This window comes from Marinobacter zhejiangensis (genome assembly GCF_900114775.1).
GTDB lineage: Bacteria > Pseudomonadota > Gammaproteobacteria > Pseudomonadales > Oleiphilaceae > Marinobacter > Marinobacter zhejiangensis.
Genome location: NZ_FOUE01000004.1, coordinates 207,449 through 222,617, shown reverse-complemented (window position 1 = coordinate 222,617; position 15,169 = coordinate 207,449). Strand labels below are relative to the sequence as shown.

The 15,169-nt window shown below is 54.9% G+C and carries 15 protein-coding genes and 1 tRNA gene; 4 read left to right on the top strand and 12 right to left on the bottom strand.

Going from position 1 to position 15,169, the window contains the following annotated elements:
* Positions 1-74: 74 nt before the first annotated feature.
* From acnD to BMZ67_RS13910, 4 genes are all read right to left on the bottom strand, one after another.
* The gene (gene acnD / locus BMZ67_RS13925; protein ID WP_092023676.1) at positions 75-2,666 is read right to left on the bottom strand and encodes a Fe/S-dependent 2-methylisocitrate dehydratase AcnD; all 2,592 of its coding nucleotides are present in this window, start codon (positions 2,664-2,666) and stop codon (positions 75-77) included.
* 83 nt (positions 2,667-2,749) lie between these two features.
* Positions 2,750-3,871 carry a bifunctional 2-methylcitrate synthase/citrate synthase gene (gene prpC, locus BMZ67_RS13920; RefSeq protein WP_092023674.1) on the bottom strand — a complete coding sequence of 374 codons (1,122 nt, stop codon included), beginning with the start codon at positions 3,869-3,871 and terminating at the stop codon, positions 2,750-2,752.
* A 71-nt stretch (positions 3,872-3,942) separates the two neighbouring features.
* Positions 3,943-4,833, bottom strand: coding sequence for a methylisocitrate lyase (gene prpB, locus BMZ67_RS13915; RefSeq protein ID WP_245749986.1), 891 nt, complete (start codon positions 4,831-4,833; stop codon positions 3,943-3,945).
* Positions 4,834-4,876: 43 nt separating this feature from the next.
* Complete coding sequence (locus BMZ67_RS13910) at positions 4,877-5,557, bottom strand: GntR family transcriptional regulator (RefSeq protein WP_092023672.1); 681 nt, start codon at positions 5,555-5,557, stop codon at positions 4,877-4,879.
* A gap of 198 nt (positions 5,558-5,755) precedes the next feature.
* Here BMZ67_RS13910 and galU point away from each other — a divergent pair, with 198 nt between their 5' ends.
* On the top strand, positions 5,756-6,592 hold the full coding sequence (gene galU / locus BMZ67_RS13905; RefSeq protein WP_092023670.1) for a UTP--glucose-1-phosphate uridylyltransferase GalU: 837 nt from the start codon (positions 5,756-5,758) through the stop codon (positions 6,590-6,592).
* 41 nt (positions 6,593-6,633) lie between these two features.
* Here the strand turns inward: galU and BMZ67_RS13900 are convergent, their stop codons facing one another.
* Complete coding sequence (locus BMZ67_RS13900) at positions 6,634-7,116, bottom strand: helix-turn-helix transcriptional regulator (RefSeq protein WP_245749985.1); 483 nt, start codon at positions 7,114-7,116, stop codon at positions 6,634-6,636.
* Positions 7,117-7,243: 127 nt separating this feature from the next.
* Between BMZ67_RS13900 and BMZ67_RS13895 the strand changes: the two genes are divergently transcribed.
* Both BMZ67_RS13895 and BMZ67_RS13890 read left to right on the top strand, forming a co-directional pair.
* Positions 7,244-8,194 (top strand): DMT family transporter, encoded by a 951-nt coding sequence (locus tag BMZ67_RS13895; protein WP_092023668.1) that lies wholly within the window; start codon positions 7,244-7,246, stop codon positions 8,192-8,194.
* Between the two features lie 45 nt (positions 8,195-8,239).
* A tRNA-Val gene (locus BMZ67_RS13890) sits at positions 8,240-8,316 on the top strand.
* A 160-nt stretch (positions 8,317-8,476) separates the two neighbouring features.
* Here the strand turns inward: BMZ67_RS13890 and BMZ67_RS13885 are convergent.
* The 5 genes from BMZ67_RS13885 to dapA form a co-directional block, all read right to left on the bottom strand.
* Positions 8,477-9,484: an NAD-dependent epimerase gene (locus BMZ67_RS13885; RefSeq protein WP_092023666.1), complete on the bottom strand. Its 1,008-nt coding sequence runs from the start codon at positions 9,482-9,484 to the stop codon at positions 8,477-8,479.
* Between the two features lie 127 nt (positions 9,485-9,611).
* Complete coding sequence (locus BMZ67_RS13880; RefSeq protein ID WP_092023664.1) at positions 9,612-10,343, bottom strand: TIGR04219 family outer membrane beta-barrel protein; 732 nt, start codon at positions 10,341-10,343, stop codon at positions 9,612-9,614.
* Positions 10,344-10,385: 42 nt separating this feature from the next.
* Positions 10,386-11,099: a phosphoribosylaminoimidazolesuccinocarboxamide synthase gene (gene purC / locus BMZ67_RS13875; protein WP_092023662.1), complete on the bottom strand. Its 714-nt coding sequence runs from the start codon at positions 11,097-11,099 to the stop codon at positions 10,386-10,388.
* A gap of 49 nt (positions 11,100-11,148) precedes the next feature.
* Entirely contained in the window at positions 11,149-12,228 is a 1,080-nt protein-coding gene (gene bamC / locus BMZ67_RS13870; RefSeq protein WP_092023660.1) for an outer membrane protein assembly factor BamC, read from the bottom strand.
* Between the two features lie 31 nt (positions 12,229-12,259).
* Positions 12,260-13,138, bottom strand: a complete 879-nt coding sequence (gene dapA, locus BMZ67_RS13865) for a 4-hydroxy-tetrahydrodipicolinate synthase (RefSeq protein ID WP_092023658.1) — start codon at positions 13,136-13,138, stop codon at positions 12,260-12,262.
* Between the two features lie 74 nt (positions 13,139-13,212).
* Here dapA and BMZ67_RS13860 point away from each other — a divergent pair, with 74 nt between their 5' ends.
* Positions 13,213-13,683 carry a peroxiredoxin gene (locus BMZ67_RS13860; RefSeq protein ID WP_092023656.1) on the top strand — a complete coding sequence of 157 codons (471 nt, stop codon included), beginning with the start codon at positions 13,213-13,215 and terminating at the stop codon, positions 13,681-13,683.
* 14 nt (positions 13,684-13,697) lie between these two features.
* On the opposite strand, the gene BMZ67_RS13855 is transcribed toward BMZ67_RS13860, so the two are convergent.
* Positions 13,698-14,780 (bottom strand): AI-2E family transporter, encoded by a 1,083-nt coding sequence (locus BMZ67_RS13855; RefSeq protein ID WP_092023655.1) that lies wholly within the window; start codon positions 14,778-14,780, stop codon positions 13,698-13,700.
* A gap of 18 nt (positions 14,781-14,798) precedes the next feature.
* A complete protein-coding gene (locus BMZ67_RS13850; protein WP_092023653.1) occupies positions 14,799-15,029 on the bottom strand; it encodes a sulfurtransferase TusA family protein in 231 nt (76 codons plus the stop codon).
* Positions 15,030-15,169: the final 140 nt, after the last annotated feature.

Here is a 15,169-nt window from a genome sequence, read left to right as displayed (position 1 = left end):
CAAGGCCTTTTGCATGAATCGTTTGAGCCCTCCCCGTTCTCCGGGGAGGGCCTAGCCATAAAGAGCAGTCGCCCTTAGCTTGCGGTCGCCATGAACTCCTTGGCGAACTTCTGCAGGATACCGCCGGCGGAATAGACCGAGACTTCTTCTGCAGTATCAAGGCGGCAGATCACAGGAACCCGCTCAACGTCGCCATTCTGACGATGGATCACCAGCGTCAGGGTTGCACGAGGCGCAGGCTCGCCCTCAACGTCGAAGACTTCCGTGCCGTCCAGCCCCAGGGTATTGCGGGTCGTACCCTCTTCAAACTGCAGAGGCATCACTCCCATACCCACGAGGTTGGTCCGGTGAATCCGCTCAAACCCTTCAGCGACGATGGTTTCAACGCCTGCCAACGCTACCCCTTTGGCCGCCCAGTCACGGGAGGAGCCCTGGCCGTAGTCGGCACCGGCCACGATGATCAGCGGCTGCTTGCGGGTCATGTAGGTTTCGATGGCCTCCCACATACGCATCACCTCGCCTTCCGGCTCGACGCGCGCCAGTGAGCCCTGCTTCACATTGCCCTCATCGTCCTTCACCATTTCGTTAAACAGCTTCGGATTGGCCAGGGTCGCCCGCTGGGCAGTCAGGTGGTCACCACGGTGGGTTGCGTAGGAGTTAAAGTCTTCCTCAGGCAGCCCCATTTTGTCGAGGTAGGCGCCAGCCGCACTGTCCAGCAGGATGGCGTTGGATGGCGACAGGTGATCCGTGGTGATGTTATCCGGCAGGATCGCCAACGGACGCATGCCCTTGAGCTCCCGCTGCTTGGCCATGTTGCCTTCCCAGTACGGCGGGCGACGGATATAGGTCGACATGGGCCGCCAGTCGTACAACGGGTTGCCCTGCTCCTTCTCCTTGTTGGTGATATCAAACATCGGGATATAGGTCTGGCGGAATTGCTCAGGCTTGACGCTTTGCTTGACGATGGCGTCAATCTCTTCGTCACTCGGCCAGATATCTTTCAGGGTCACCGGGTTACCGTTCTGGTCGTGTCCCAACACATCCTTCTCGATATCAAACCGAATGGTACCGGCAATCGCATAGGCAACGACCAGAGGCGGAGATGCCAGGAAGGCTTGCTTGGCATAGGGGTGAATACGGCCGTCGAAGTTACGGTTGCCGGACAGTACCGCTGTCGCATACAGGTCTCGGTCAATGACTTCTTTCTGGATTTTTGGATCCAGGGCTCCGGACATGCCATTACAGGTCGTGCAGGCAAAGGCCACCACATCAAAGCCCAGCTCCTGCAGCTCAGGCAGCAGGTTGGCTTCTTCGAGGTACATCTTGACCGTCTTGGAGCCCGGTGCCAGGGAGGTTTTCACCCAAGGCTTGCGTACCAGTCCCAGCTTATTCGCGTTACGGGCGATCAGGCCCGCGGCGACCATATTGCGGGGGTTGCTGGTGTTGGTGCAGCTGGTGATGGCCGCGATGATCACGGCACCATCCGGCATTTCACCCTCTTTCTCTTCCCACGCTTTGGCGATACCACGGTTGTGCAGCTCGGAAACCGGCAGCAAGGCGTGAGGATTTGAAGGGCCAGCCAAGTTGCGACCAACCGTCGACATATCAAAAGTCAAAACCCGCTCGTATTCCGCATCCTTGAGGCTGTCTGCCCAGAGGCCGGTTTCCTTCGCAAAGGTTTCGACCAGTGCGACTTGCTCGTCTTCGCGACCGGTCAGTTTGAGATAATCGATGGTCTGGCCATCAACGAAGAACATACCCGCGGTTGCACCGTACTCAGGTGTCATGTTGGCAATCGTGGCGCGATCCCCAACCGACAGGCTGTCTGCCCCTTCACCATAGAACTCGAGATAGGCTCCGACCACTCGCTCACGGCGCAGGAATTCGGTCAGCGCCAGCACCAGGTCAGTCCCGGTAATGCCGGGCTTGAGCTTGCCGGTCAGCTCCACCCCTACGATGTCCGGGAGGCGCATCATGGAGGGGTTACCCAGCATGACGTTTTCGGCTTCCAGACCACCAACACCCACGGATATTACACCCAGCGCATCCACCATTGGGGTGTGGCTGTCGGTACCGACACAGGTGTCAGGGAAGGCAACACCACCACGGACCTGAACCACCGGAGACATTTTCTCCAGGTTGATCTGGTGCATGATGCCGTTACCCGGCGGGATCACGTCCACATTATCAAAGGCCGTTTTGGTCCAGTTGATGAAGTGGAAACGGTCGGCGTTACGGCGCTCCTCAACCTCACGGTTCTTGCGGAAGGCATCCTTTTCGAAACCAGGGTGCTCTACCGCCAGGGAGTGATCCACAATCAACTGGGTTGGGACAACCGGATTGACCTTGGCCGGGTCGCCACCCTGCTCAGCGATCGCATCACGCAGACCGGCAAGGTCTACCAACGCGGTCTGACCAAGGATGTCGTGGCACACAACCCGGGCCGGGTACCAGGGAAAGTCCAGGTCCCGCTTACGTTCGATCAGCTGTTTGAGGGAATCGGTCAGCGCTTCCGGCTCACACCGGCGAACCAGTTGTTCCGCCAAGATGCGAGATGTGTACGGCAGTTTTGCATAGGCGCCCGGCTGAATAGCCTCGACCGCCGCGCGGGTGTCGAAGTAATCAAGCTCGGTGCCTGGGAGGGATTTACGGTATTCGGTGTTCATCGCAAGGAAACTCTCTCAATTTTTTTGGCTGAAACAGGGAAAACCGGCGCAGCCGGCTTTCCTTCAGCTATGTCGCGACCAGATCAGCGCTCGGCAATCGGCTTAACGCTGCGGGGCTCTTCACCAACGTACTCGGCACTTGGGCGAATAATACGGTTATCCGCACGTTGCTCCATCACGTGAGCTGCCCAGCCTGTCAGACGGCTGCAGACGAAAATCGGGGTAAACAGCTTGGTCGGAATACCCATGTAGTTGTACGCTGAGGCATGGAAGAAGTCCGCGTTGCAGAACAGCTTCTTCTCGCGCCACATGACCGCTTCACAACGTACGGAAATGTCGTACAGCTTGGCGTCGCCTTTCTCACCCGCCAATTTTTCAGACCAGATTTTGATGATCTCGTTCCGCGGATCGGATTCGCTATAGATCGCATGCCCGAAGCCCATGATTTTTTCTTTACGGGCCAGCATGCCCATCAGGGATTCTTCAGCATGTTCAGGGTCATTCATGCCTTCGATCAGTTCCATCGCCGCTTCGTTGGCGCCGCCATGCAGCGGACCACGCAAAGAGCCAATGGCACCGGTAATACAGGAGTGGATATCGCTCAAGGTCGAGGCACATACGCGGGCAGTAAAGGTGGACGCGTTAAACTCATGCTCCGCATACAGGATCAGGGAAACATTCATGACCCGCTCATGCAGCTCGCTGGGCTTTTCGCCATGCAGCAGATGCAGGAAGTGACCACCGATGGTGTCATCGTCGGTTTCGGTTTCAATCCGCACACCATCGTGGGAGAAACGGTACCAGTAGTTAATGATGCCAGGGAACGCCGCCAGCATGCGGTCAGTCGCGTCCTGCTGCTGATCAAAGCTTTCTTCGGTTTCCAGGTTGCCCAGCATGGAGCAACCGGTGCGGATAACATCCATCGGGTGCGCTGAGGCCGGGATACGCTCCAGCACTTCTTTCAGTGCCTGAGGCAGCCCACGCAGACCTTTCAGCTTGCTTTGGTAGGCAGCGAGCTGCTCCTGGTTGGGCAGTTCACCTTTGAGGATGAGGTAAGCCACTTCCTCGAAAATGCAGTTGTTCGCCAGATCCTTAACATCATAGCCACGATACGTCAGGCCAGAACCGCTCTTACCTACGGTGGAAAGTGCGGTTTTGCCAGCTACCTGACCACGCAGGCCAGCGCCACTCAGTTCTTTTGCCATCGTTCTAGACTCCTGTTCTCGGCGGGAATCCGGAATCCCGCCTTGTAATGGGTTTGGGATCTTTGTGTCGCTTACTTGTTCTTGCCTTCGGCAAACAGCGCGTCCAACTTCTGTTCAAAGTCGTGGTAGTTCAGGTAATCGTACAGGTCCATGCGAGTCTGCATCATGTCGACGACCTTTTTCTGATCACCTTCTTCCAGAATGCTCTTATACACCGTTTCCGCTGCTTTGTTCATCGCCCGGAAAGCACTCAGAGGATACAGCACCATGGCGGCACCCCACTCACCCAGCTGTTCACGGTTCCAGAGTTCGGTCTGACCAAACTCGGTGATATTGGCAAGAATCGGCACATTCAGCGCTTCGGAGAAGGCACGGTAGTGTTCTTCGGTCTTGATCGCTTCCGCAAATATTCCGTCTGCACCCGCCTCTACACAAGCCTGAGCTCGTTCAATGGCAGCATCCAGACCTTCCTGGGCGAAAGCATCCGTGCGAGCCATGATGAAAAAGCTTTCGTCGGTACGCGCATCGACAGCGGCTTTAATGCGATCCACCATTTCAGCCTGGGAAACAATTTCCTTGTTGGGCCTATGACCGCACCGCTTCTGGGCCACTTGATCCTCTAGGTGAACGGCCGCTGCGCCAGCCTTTTCCATTTGCTGGACCGTACGGGCAATATTGAATGCACCACCCCAGCCTGTATCAATGTCCACCAGCAGTGGCAGGGAGCTGGCAGAGGTAATGCGACGAACATCTTCCAGCACGTCGTTCAGGCTAGTCATTCCCAAGTCAGGCAAACCATAGGAGGCATTGGCAACACCACCACCGGACAGGTAGATCGCCTGATGCCCAATCCGCTCAGCCATCATGGCCGCGTAGGCATTGATCGTACCAACAATCTGAAGAGGCTTGTTTTCTTCAAGGGCTTTCCGAAAACGGGCACCGGGGGACAAGATGGTAGACATTTCCAAACTCCTTAGCCTGATGGCTGTTGAAATTTATTTAATTTCAAAAAGATAAAAGACCTTCCTCAATCTTTTTCTCGATATTGCGTCGCGCGGCATTGATATGCCGCTTCATGAGAAACTCCGCCAGCTCACCGTCACGCTGAGCAATCGCCTCGACAATACGGCGGTGTTCACCCAGCGCCATATGAGGCCTTCCTGCCGAAGTGCTGAGCCGATAGCGGTACATTCGAACCATGTAGTACAGATCACCCAGCAGCATTTGGGCAAGTTTGGTGTTGCGGCTGCCGGTCGCGATGCGGTGGTGAAAATCGTAGTCACCCTCCGCCTGGTAATACGCTTGCCCCTGGGCCTGTTCGATCAAACGCTCGTGGCTGTCCAGGGTGGACTGAAGGGCAGAAATCTCTTCGTCCGTCATGCGCTCGGCTGCCTGACGGGCCGCCAGCCCCTCCATTACCTCACGAATCCGGTAGAGCTCAAGCAGCTCGGCGACGCTCACTGAAACCACACTGACGCCAGCATGCGGGCGACGGACCAGCAACCCTCGTGATTCCAGGCGCCCCAGCGCTTCACGCAAGGGCCCCCTGGTCAGGTTGAAACGTGCGCAGAGCTCCACTTCGCCAATTTTTTCGCCTGGCGCCAACTCCCCCTTGACGATTGCAGTTTGCAGACAATCAAAGGCCTCATCAGCACGGGTCATTACGGAAGCAGGAGTCTCGGCCATAATTTGTTGACAATAGTTGGTAGGTTTTGAAGAAAACTACGCCGATAATTCAATATTGTCAACAATCCATCTGACTGGAACACCTTTATTGATAACAAAACACCAGCCAAAAGGATGCACCTTTCCCCTTACCTTCCAACTCCGCTAAACTCTGCCCTCATACGCTTACGTACCGCCCCCTTGTATAAGGATGCCCAGATGATCAAGAAGTGCCTGTTCCCCGTTGCTGGCTACGGAACCCGGTTCCTCCCCGCCACCAAAGCCATGCCCAAGGAAATACTACCCATTGTTAACAAACCTCTGGTGCAGTATGGCGTTGAGGAAGCTTCAGACGCAGGCATCAATGAGTTTGGCTTTGTGACTGGGCGCGGCAAGCGCGCGATTGAAGATCACTTTGATATCAGCTATGAGCTCGAACACCAGATTGCCGGTTCAGGCAAAGAAAACCTACTGACATCAATCCGCGAACTGATTGACAACAACACCTTCGCTTTCACCCGGCAGAACGAGATGAAAGGCCTTGGCCACGCGATTCTCACCGGCCGCAACCTCATTGGCGACAATCCGTTTGCCGTAGTCCTGGCCGATGACTTCTGCGTTGCCGATGAGGAAGGTGAAGGTGTATTGACCCAAATGGTGAAGCTGTACAACCAGTTCCGGTGCTCGATTGTGGCGATTGAGGAGGTACCTCAGAATGAAACCCACAAATACGGTGTCATTGCTGGCGAGTCCATGAAGGATGGCCTATACCGGATAACGGACATGGTTGAAAAACCAGCGCCGGAAGAAGCCCCGAGCAACCTTGCTATTATTGGTCGCTATATCCTGACCCCGGACATCTTCGACATCATCGAGCAAACACCCCCCGGCAAGAATGGCGAAGTCCAGATCACCGATGCCCTGCTTCAACAGGCCAAAAATGGCTGCGTGCTGGCCTACAAATTCAAAGGCAAGCGATTTGACTGCGGCAGCATCGACGGTTTCGTTGAAGCCACCAACTACGTGTACGAACACATCTACAAGAACGAAAAGTAACAGCTCAGGCTCAGGGCAGGCCTCACACCCTGAGCCCCCCTCTACTCTCCCAGCAACTGCAGAATCATCTTACGGTTCTCGTCACTGGACTTCCGGAAGCGTCGAAGCAATTCCGCCTCATCCCCAGTCAGCTGAACCTTTTGAAGCTCCTTATCGAGGTCATCCAGCGCCCTCACCAGATCCTGCCCGTTACCAAAAGCCAGCCCGGGAAGCTCCAATTGCCCCTCATCGTAGGGTTCGGCAAAGTCCAGCAGGGATTCAAGAGGCGTTTCGGTGCACACGCACAGATCCATCAGCTCCGAAACACTGGGGAATTGGCGACGCCTTGGATCAGAGGCCTCCCAAGCCAGCACCTCTCGCTCCTCCACCCCACACAACTCGGCCAACTCTCCGACCGTCAGCGACAATCGATCACGAACCGCTCTAAGCCGTCGATTAAAAGACTCCATATAACGCATCGTTACACTACCTTTATGGTCGGTTAGCGAGCCTTCGAGCAGCTCCTCAGGAAAAACCTTCAGCATTACAACTAACTATTGCCAGGTTGACAAACCTTTCGCCACAATTCCGCGACGACGCCGTCAGTATCTCACCACCCGTGATATGCTCGCCGGGCACCGGCACTTTCGACCAACTTCAAGGTTGCTACCTATGGCGCTTACCAATACTCATAAATCCGATCTTCTACTGGTCTGCGTCACCCTCCTTGCCGCCATCAGCTGGATGTTCTCCAAAGAAGCCGTGCTGTTGATGCCCCCGGTTATGTTTATGGCATTTCGCTTCCTCATAGCGGGCGCCACCCTTGCCATCGTTGCCATCCCTTCGCTTCAACGCCTCAGCAGCGAACAGTTACGCCGAAGCTTTATGGTAGGTCTCGTCTTTGGCATCGCCATGAGCTTCTGGATCAAGGGACTCTATTACGGCGAGCACCTGGGCGAAGGCGCCTTCCTAACCAGCCTGGGTGTGGTACTGGTTCCCATCGTTGACCGCCTGGTCTTCCGCCAGCCACAACCATGGAGCACCTGGGCCGCAATTCCAATTGCCGTTGGTGGGCTGGCCTGTCTGTCACTAGAAAACGGTTTTCGTACTGAGATCGGGCAAATCTACTATGTGTTGGCCGCCAGCATCTTCGCCCTGTTCTTCCTGATGAACACCCGCGCAGCAAACAGCCGCTGCGTAACCCTGCCCGATGGAAGCACAAAGGCCCTTGGACCGGTTCCAGCACTTCCTCTGAGCGCTATCACCCTGCTGACCGTGGGACTGGTTGCCCTGGCCGAATCGGCGCTGACAGAGCCCTGGCACGACACACTGCCTAACTTGAGCTGGACCCTGAGCGGCTGGGTGCTCGCGAGCGCCATCATTGGCACGGCTGGCCGTTTCTTTCTCCAAACTTATGCACAAAGCCTGTCCAACCACAGCCACGGTGTGGTCATCATGGTTCTCGAGCCCGTTTGGGTCGCCATTTTTGCCGCCAACTGGTTCGGAGAAACCATGAGTCCCACCCAGATGATCGGCTGCGGACTGATCTTTGCCGCGCTGCTGGTAAACCGCTGGAACACTCTGATGAGGGTCGCCAGAAAATGGATAACAAAAAGGGCTTGACCGCACCCACCTCAATCAGCATAATGCGTCCCCGTTGCAGGACACAGGACCATAGCTCAGTTGGTTAGAGCGCTACCTTGACATGGTAGAGGTCCCCAGTTCGAATCTGGGTGGTCCTACCAATTCTGCAAAAGAATTAGAAAAAGCCGCTACTGGATACAGTGAGCGGCTTTTTTGCGTCCAGGCTCAACAAAAAACAGCCTGCAAGACCCTTGAAAACCGCAAAGCACTCCAGAGAGGACCTCACCCCTCCAGAGCGCACAAATAGAATCCAACTAACCCTTAGACCTTGTAAAAATCCCGGTACCAATCAACGAAGTTAGCGATACCTTCTTCGACTGCCGTCGAAGGCTTGTAGCCCACGTCGTCGATGAGCGCGTCTACATCGGCGTAAGTTGCCGGTACGTCACCAGCCTGCAGGGGCAGCAGGTTCTTTTCTGCCTTTCGCCCTACCCGCTCCTCGATGATCTCAATAAACCGGGAAAGCTCCACAGGATTGTTACTTCCAATGTTATAGATGCGATACGGCGCCTTACTGGTGCCTGGGTCAGGATTTTCTCCCGACCATGCGTCATTGGGTTCAGCAACGTGATCCAGAGTACGAATCACGCCCTCCACGATGTCATCAATGTAAGTGAAGTCCCGCTTGTGATGACCGTGGTTGAAGACGTCGATGGGCTCGCCAGCGAGGATCTTGCGAGTGAAGATAAACAGGGCCATATCCGGACGCCCCCAAGGGCCATAAACAGTAAAGAAGCGAAGCCCAGTGGTTGGTAGCCCATACAGATGACTATAGGTATGCGCCATGAGCTCATTGGCCTTCTTCGAAGCTGCATAGAGGCTCAGGGGGTGGTCCACGTTGTCATGGACTGAAAACGGCATGGCCTCATTGGCCCCATAGACCGAACTGCTTGAAGCGTACACAAGGTGTTTAACATCATTGTGGCGACACCCCTCAAGGATATTCATAAACCCTACAAGATTAGCATCCACGTAGGCGTGAGGGTTTTCAAGGGAGTAGCGAACACCTGCCTGAGCCGCCAGATGCACCACCCGCTCCGGTTTATGCTCCCGGAATACAGCCTCCATGACTTCGCGATCGGCAACGTCCTGGCGAACTTCAGTAAACCCTGGCTTGCCGGTCAGGCGAGCCAACCGCGCTTCCTTGAGAGAGACATCATAGTAGTCGTTGACGTTGTCCACGCCGATCACCTCATCACCACGGTCAAGCAGCCGGTGAGCAAGGTGTGAACCAATGAATCCTGCAGTCCCTGTAACCAGAATTTTCAAAATGCCTTCTCCAAAGCTCGATTAATATTGATGGCCCATATTCTACCGAATAGAAAGTATAGGTTGCAGCCCACCCTTGGCCCATAAAAAAAGCGCCCCGAGAGGCGCTTTCCAAAGCTGACGATGATCAGAATGCCAGACCAGCACTAACAAAAGGACCATCGATATCGATGTCCAACTGGTCGTCGCCATCTTCATAGTCGACAGAGATCTGGCGATAGCCCAACTGCAACTGCAGCAGGGAAATTTCATACTGGCCGTAGGCCGTGACGTCGTACACGGAGTCACCGCCATAGCCGATGGCATTGAGTTCACCACCGACCGACAGGCCAGTAAAGGGCAGATCAAACCGCGCAGCGGCATAGCCCATCGGAATCACCGCATCCACTTCGGTTTTCGAAGCATTCAGGCCGCCAACCGACTTAATGGTCAGCTCGCTAGACAGATCCCGCGCGGTCAGGCCGAGATCCAGGTTTACCCAGTTATCCAGCACTTCGTAGTACAGCGTCAGGTCAATCTGCTGCAGTTCAAGATCTGAAACCACCGGAGTGCCGGCGGAAATCGGGCCATACCCAGTCGACAGTTCACCGCGCCCGCTTTGATCAATCGACGTGAGGTTCAGGCGCACATTCGGCAACAGTGGCACAGGGTGCTCAAAGTAAAGCGTCGCGTTGGTGTTGCTGTCACTATCCAGGTTCAGGTCGTTTTCCAAATCTGTAACATCGTTACCGGTCATGGCTTGACCGGACGTTTCAGAGTCCCAATAACTTACCGATGCGCCAACACCGACAATGTCCGCATTAGCCAACGGAGACGCCAACAACAGGGAGCCACCAACCGCAACAAACAACTTACGCATAACAAACCCTTATGTTTTTCTGCTTTTTATAATTTCGACCGATCACTCAAATGTCATACCAAGGCGACGGCCGACTTCTTCGTACATTTCAATTACTTCACCTAGCCCCTGACGGAACCGGTCTTTATCCATTTTCTTGCGGGTTTCCTTGTCCCAGATACGACAACCGTCGGGACTGAACTCATCACCCAACACGATTTCACCACCGGAGCGCCCAAATTCCAGCTTGTAATCCACCAGCAGCATACCGGCGTCATCAAACAAAGTCTTGAGCACCTCATTGACCTTAAAGGTGAGCTCTTTCATTTTCGCAAGCTCAGCTTCCGTTGCCCAACCAAAGCTCACCGCCAGCGATTCGTTCACCATCGGGTCGTGCAAGGCATCATTTTTCAGGAACAGCTCGAAGGTAGGCGGAGTGAGGTTTATCCCCTCTTCCACACCAAGACGACGGCACAGGCTTCCGGCCGATATGTTCCGAACCACACACTCGACAGGAATCATATCGAGGTTCTTAACCAGCGATTCCGTTGGTGACAGAAGCCCCTCAAAATGAGTCGGCACACCGGCCTGTTCAAGCTTTTCCATGATGAACGCGTTAAAGCGATTGTTCACCATGCCCTTGCGGTTGAGCTGCTCCTTCTTTTCGCCATCAAAGGCTGAAGTGTCATCACGAAACTCGAGTACGAACAGGTCCGGGCTATCGGTGCGATAGACAGACTTGGCCTTACCTGCGTAAAGCTCTTCACGCTTTTCCATTTACTGACTCCAAACACCAGGACAGCCAAACACCGCCCTGTCTATAGGTTTAATAAAGATGATCAAAGAGCTGGCTTAACAACAAAGTTGAGCGATCAATTCCCTGGTACGCCGGGGCACGCCCAGTCGTTACCAGCACAAATCCTTCCTGCTGCACCAACTGAACGTCAAAGGTGTACTCCGCCTCGGCTTTGTCGGAGAACCAGCTAAACATGCCAGGATCACGCTCCTCGCTGGAGCGGTAATCAACAAAGAAACGACCAGAGCTACGATCAAGATCAACCACATCGACGCTGGCATCACCCAGCGCTCGCCTGACTTCACTCCACGCTCGCCCGTAATCAAGATCCATGCGTATGGCAACAGGGAGATCGTCCTCAGTCACCAGATTCACCAGAGGTTCGCTGGTGATCCCGAGCGCTGCACGGGAATAAGACTTGGTGCCTTCGCGGGCTTGCAGGAAGTCCGCAAGATCCGCAAGCAAGGTCTTTTCCATCGCAAGGTCAGCAGCCACCGACTGCCACCCAAATAAACGCTCGGGGTTGTTTGTCACAATCCTTGGACGGAGCTGGATTTCCGTGGATTTTCGACGCACGCCCGGTGCGACCCTGGCCTGAACCACAACCAGCGACTCGCTCCCGGCCGTGTCAGACATCCCCAGCAGGCTTCGGGCCTGACGACTGTAGTTGGCGAGTTCGCTTTGAACCAGCCCCAGGGCGGGATTATCAAACGCCACCCCAAACCCTCGCTCGTTCATATACGAAGTCACGCCAGGCCAAACCTGTCCTGGTAACTCATTGACCAGCAACCAAGCCTGGTCATCGAGTTCTTCCACCAGGTAGTTCTGCTCAAGGATATCGGAGGTCATATCCGGAGGCACCGGCAGCTCATCCGGGTACATCCGGCCGGTATCCGCATTCTCAATCTCACGGATGGGATAAGCCTCACCGATCCGGTTGCGTTGCCGCTCATCGACCGTTTTCAAAGGCTGTCCGACAGGCGCAGTCACATAGCGCTCGGATCGATCCTCCAGAAAACTGCACCCTGACACAGCCAACAAGGCCATGGCAGCAGCCGCACTCGCCATACATTGCCGCGACTGCGACCGCTTCCGGACAGGAACTACCATCAACTTTCTCCAGTTCGTACCGTAATCTTGCTCAGCTGAGCACGCCTGATGCACGCATCGCGTCTTCAACTTCACCATGGAACTTTGCGTCCAGCGGCGTCAGCGGCAGGCGGATACCCTCTCCGATGAGACCCATGCGACTCAAGGCCCATTTCACAGGAATCGGGTTGGCTTCAACAAACAGCTTCCGATTCAACGGCATGAGCAGGTCGTTCAAGCGGCCAGTTTCGTCCCGGTCGCCAGCGATGGCGGCGCGACAAAGGTCCGCCATGGCTTTCGGTGCAACGTTGGCAGTCACCGAGATATTGCCCTTCGCGCCAGCCAGCATCAGGTCTGCTGCTGTGGCATCATCACCGGAATAGACGGCAAGGCGGCCATTCAGCCCACGGATCAACTCAACCCCTCTCGGAACATCCCCGGTGGCATCCTTAATACCGACAATATTGGGAATATCGGCCAGGCGCAGGACTGTGTCGTTCAACATGTCACAGGCGGTTCGCCCCGGCACATTGTAGAGAATCTGGTCAACCGGGACAGCCTCAGCGATCGCCTTGAAGTGCTGATAGAGTCCTTCCTGTGTCGGCTTGTTGTAGTAAGGTACAACAAGCAAACAGGCATCTGCGCCGAGCTTGTGAGCTTCCGAGGTTAACTCGATCGCTTCCCGGGTGCTGTTGGCACCGGTTCCAGCAATGACAGAAATCCGGCCCTGCACCCGCTTGATGATATGACCGATCGCCTGACAATGCTCTTCGGGGTCCAGAGTCGCCGACTCTCCGGTGGTACCAACCGCAACAATGCCGTCGGTTCCGTTTTCAAGATGGAAGTCCACCAGCGCGTCCAGATGCTCCCAGTGGATGCTGCCATCCGCATGCATTGGCGTCACGAGTGCGACGAGGCTACCAGTAATCATAAAGACTCCGTCCAGATAAAACGGTTATGGTAATGTTGGGTGCTGACTGACACAAGGGAAATAGAGGAGAACCCATGTCTACGGTTGAACTGAACAAACCGGTTGCCGACTTCGAAGCTTCCGCAACGGACGACCAAACCATTCGGCTTTCGGATTTCCAGGGCAAAAAAAACGTTGTCATTTACTTCTATCCCAAGGACAACACCCCAGGATGCACCACCGAGGGTCAGGACTTTCGCGACCGGCATCAGGCGTTTGAAGCCGCTGACACCGTGATTTTCGGTGTTTCAAGAGACAGCGTCAGGACCCATAACAACTTCCGCACCAAGCACGAATTCCCTTTCCACCTGATTTCAGACCCGGAAGAAGCGCTCTGCAAGCAGTTTGACGTCATCAAACTGAAAAAGCTTTACGGAAAGGAGTATATGGGGATCGACCGCAGCACCTTCCTGATCGACAAAGACGGCGTCCTGCGCCAGGAGTGGCGCACCGTCAAAGTCAAAGGACATGTTGACGAGGTTCTGGAAAGCGCCCAAAACCTCTGAGTACACACGGCAATTTAAGCCTGCCCCGCCCCGCTGGGCGGCGGCAGCTCATCCTTAACCGGCCAGGCGGAAAAGATTGCCTTCAGCATGGTCGCCAGCGGGATCGCAAAGAACACCCCCCAGAGCCCCCACACACCACCAAAAAACAACACGGCTACGATAATCACCACCGGATGCAGGTTGTTAACTTCGGAAAACAGAAGCGGGACCAGAACGTTGCCATCCAGCGCCTGAATAATCCCGTAGATCACCATGACCCAGATAAAGTGACTGCCCCACCCAAAGGCCACCAGCGCAATGATTGCAACAGGCACCGTCACAACAGCCGCACCAATATAGGGGATCACCACGCTCAACCCAACCAGGAACGACAGCAGCGCCGCATAGGGCACCCCCAGCAACTTGAATGCTACGTAGGTTGAGCCCCCCACAATCAGAATCTCAACCGCCTTACCGCGAACGTAATTGGCACACTGGAGATTCACCTCCTCCCAGATATGCAACATCAACGGTCTTTGGTGAGGCAGCAAACGCGCAAGTGCTGACAGCAAAACCTGCCGATCTTTGAGGAAAAAGAACACCAGAATCGGCAACAAAACCATGTAGATCATGATCGCAACCAGATCAGGAATGCTACTGAGCGAAAATGACACAAGCCACTGGGTCATTCGTGCAGCCTCGGCAGTGACCTCCTGATACACGGTATGCAGAGCTTCAATGGACACCAGGTTAGGATATTCTTGAGGCAACACCTCCATGTAGCTCTGTAACTCCCTCATAATTCGAGGAGCCTCTCCAGCCAGGGAGGTCACCTGCGCCCATACCAGAGGCAGCAACCCAAACAGGAAACCCACGAGAATCCCCAGAAACAAGAGGAATACCCCTATCACCGCAACACCCTGGGGAACACCGAGTTTGAGGAGCTTCACTACCAGCCCCTGAAGGATAAATGCAACAATAACGGCCGCGATGACCGGCGCCAGCATGGCACCGAGATACACAATGGCCAGTGTGCCGAACACCAGCAATAACAAAAGGATGACAGCTTCGTCATCTGAAAAGTATTTATCCGCGAGACCACGTAGAATTCTAACCATGAACCATCCTCTGGGTACTTACCGTTGGCCGCAACGTATTACAAAGTGGTAGCAGCCATCCGCTTCCGAGGAGCTCATCAGTTCGTGGCTGGACAGTTTTAGAAAGGCAGGAATATCACGGGCAGACCCTGCATCGGTGGCGATAACCTCCAGCTCTTGACCAGGACTCATCCCATTGAGTTCAAGTTTGGTTTTAAGCAGGGGCATGGGGCAATGGAGCCCGGAAGCATCAAGAATTCGATCTGGCACAGTAGGAAGTCACCAACATTGGACATGGATAAAACCAGGAAGCTCACCGTGATAGCAGCGGCCTGCTCAGCATCTTACCACTAAGAAAAGATGCAAACAGCCATTGTATGGCATTGAACCAAGTCGACCTTACACGTACA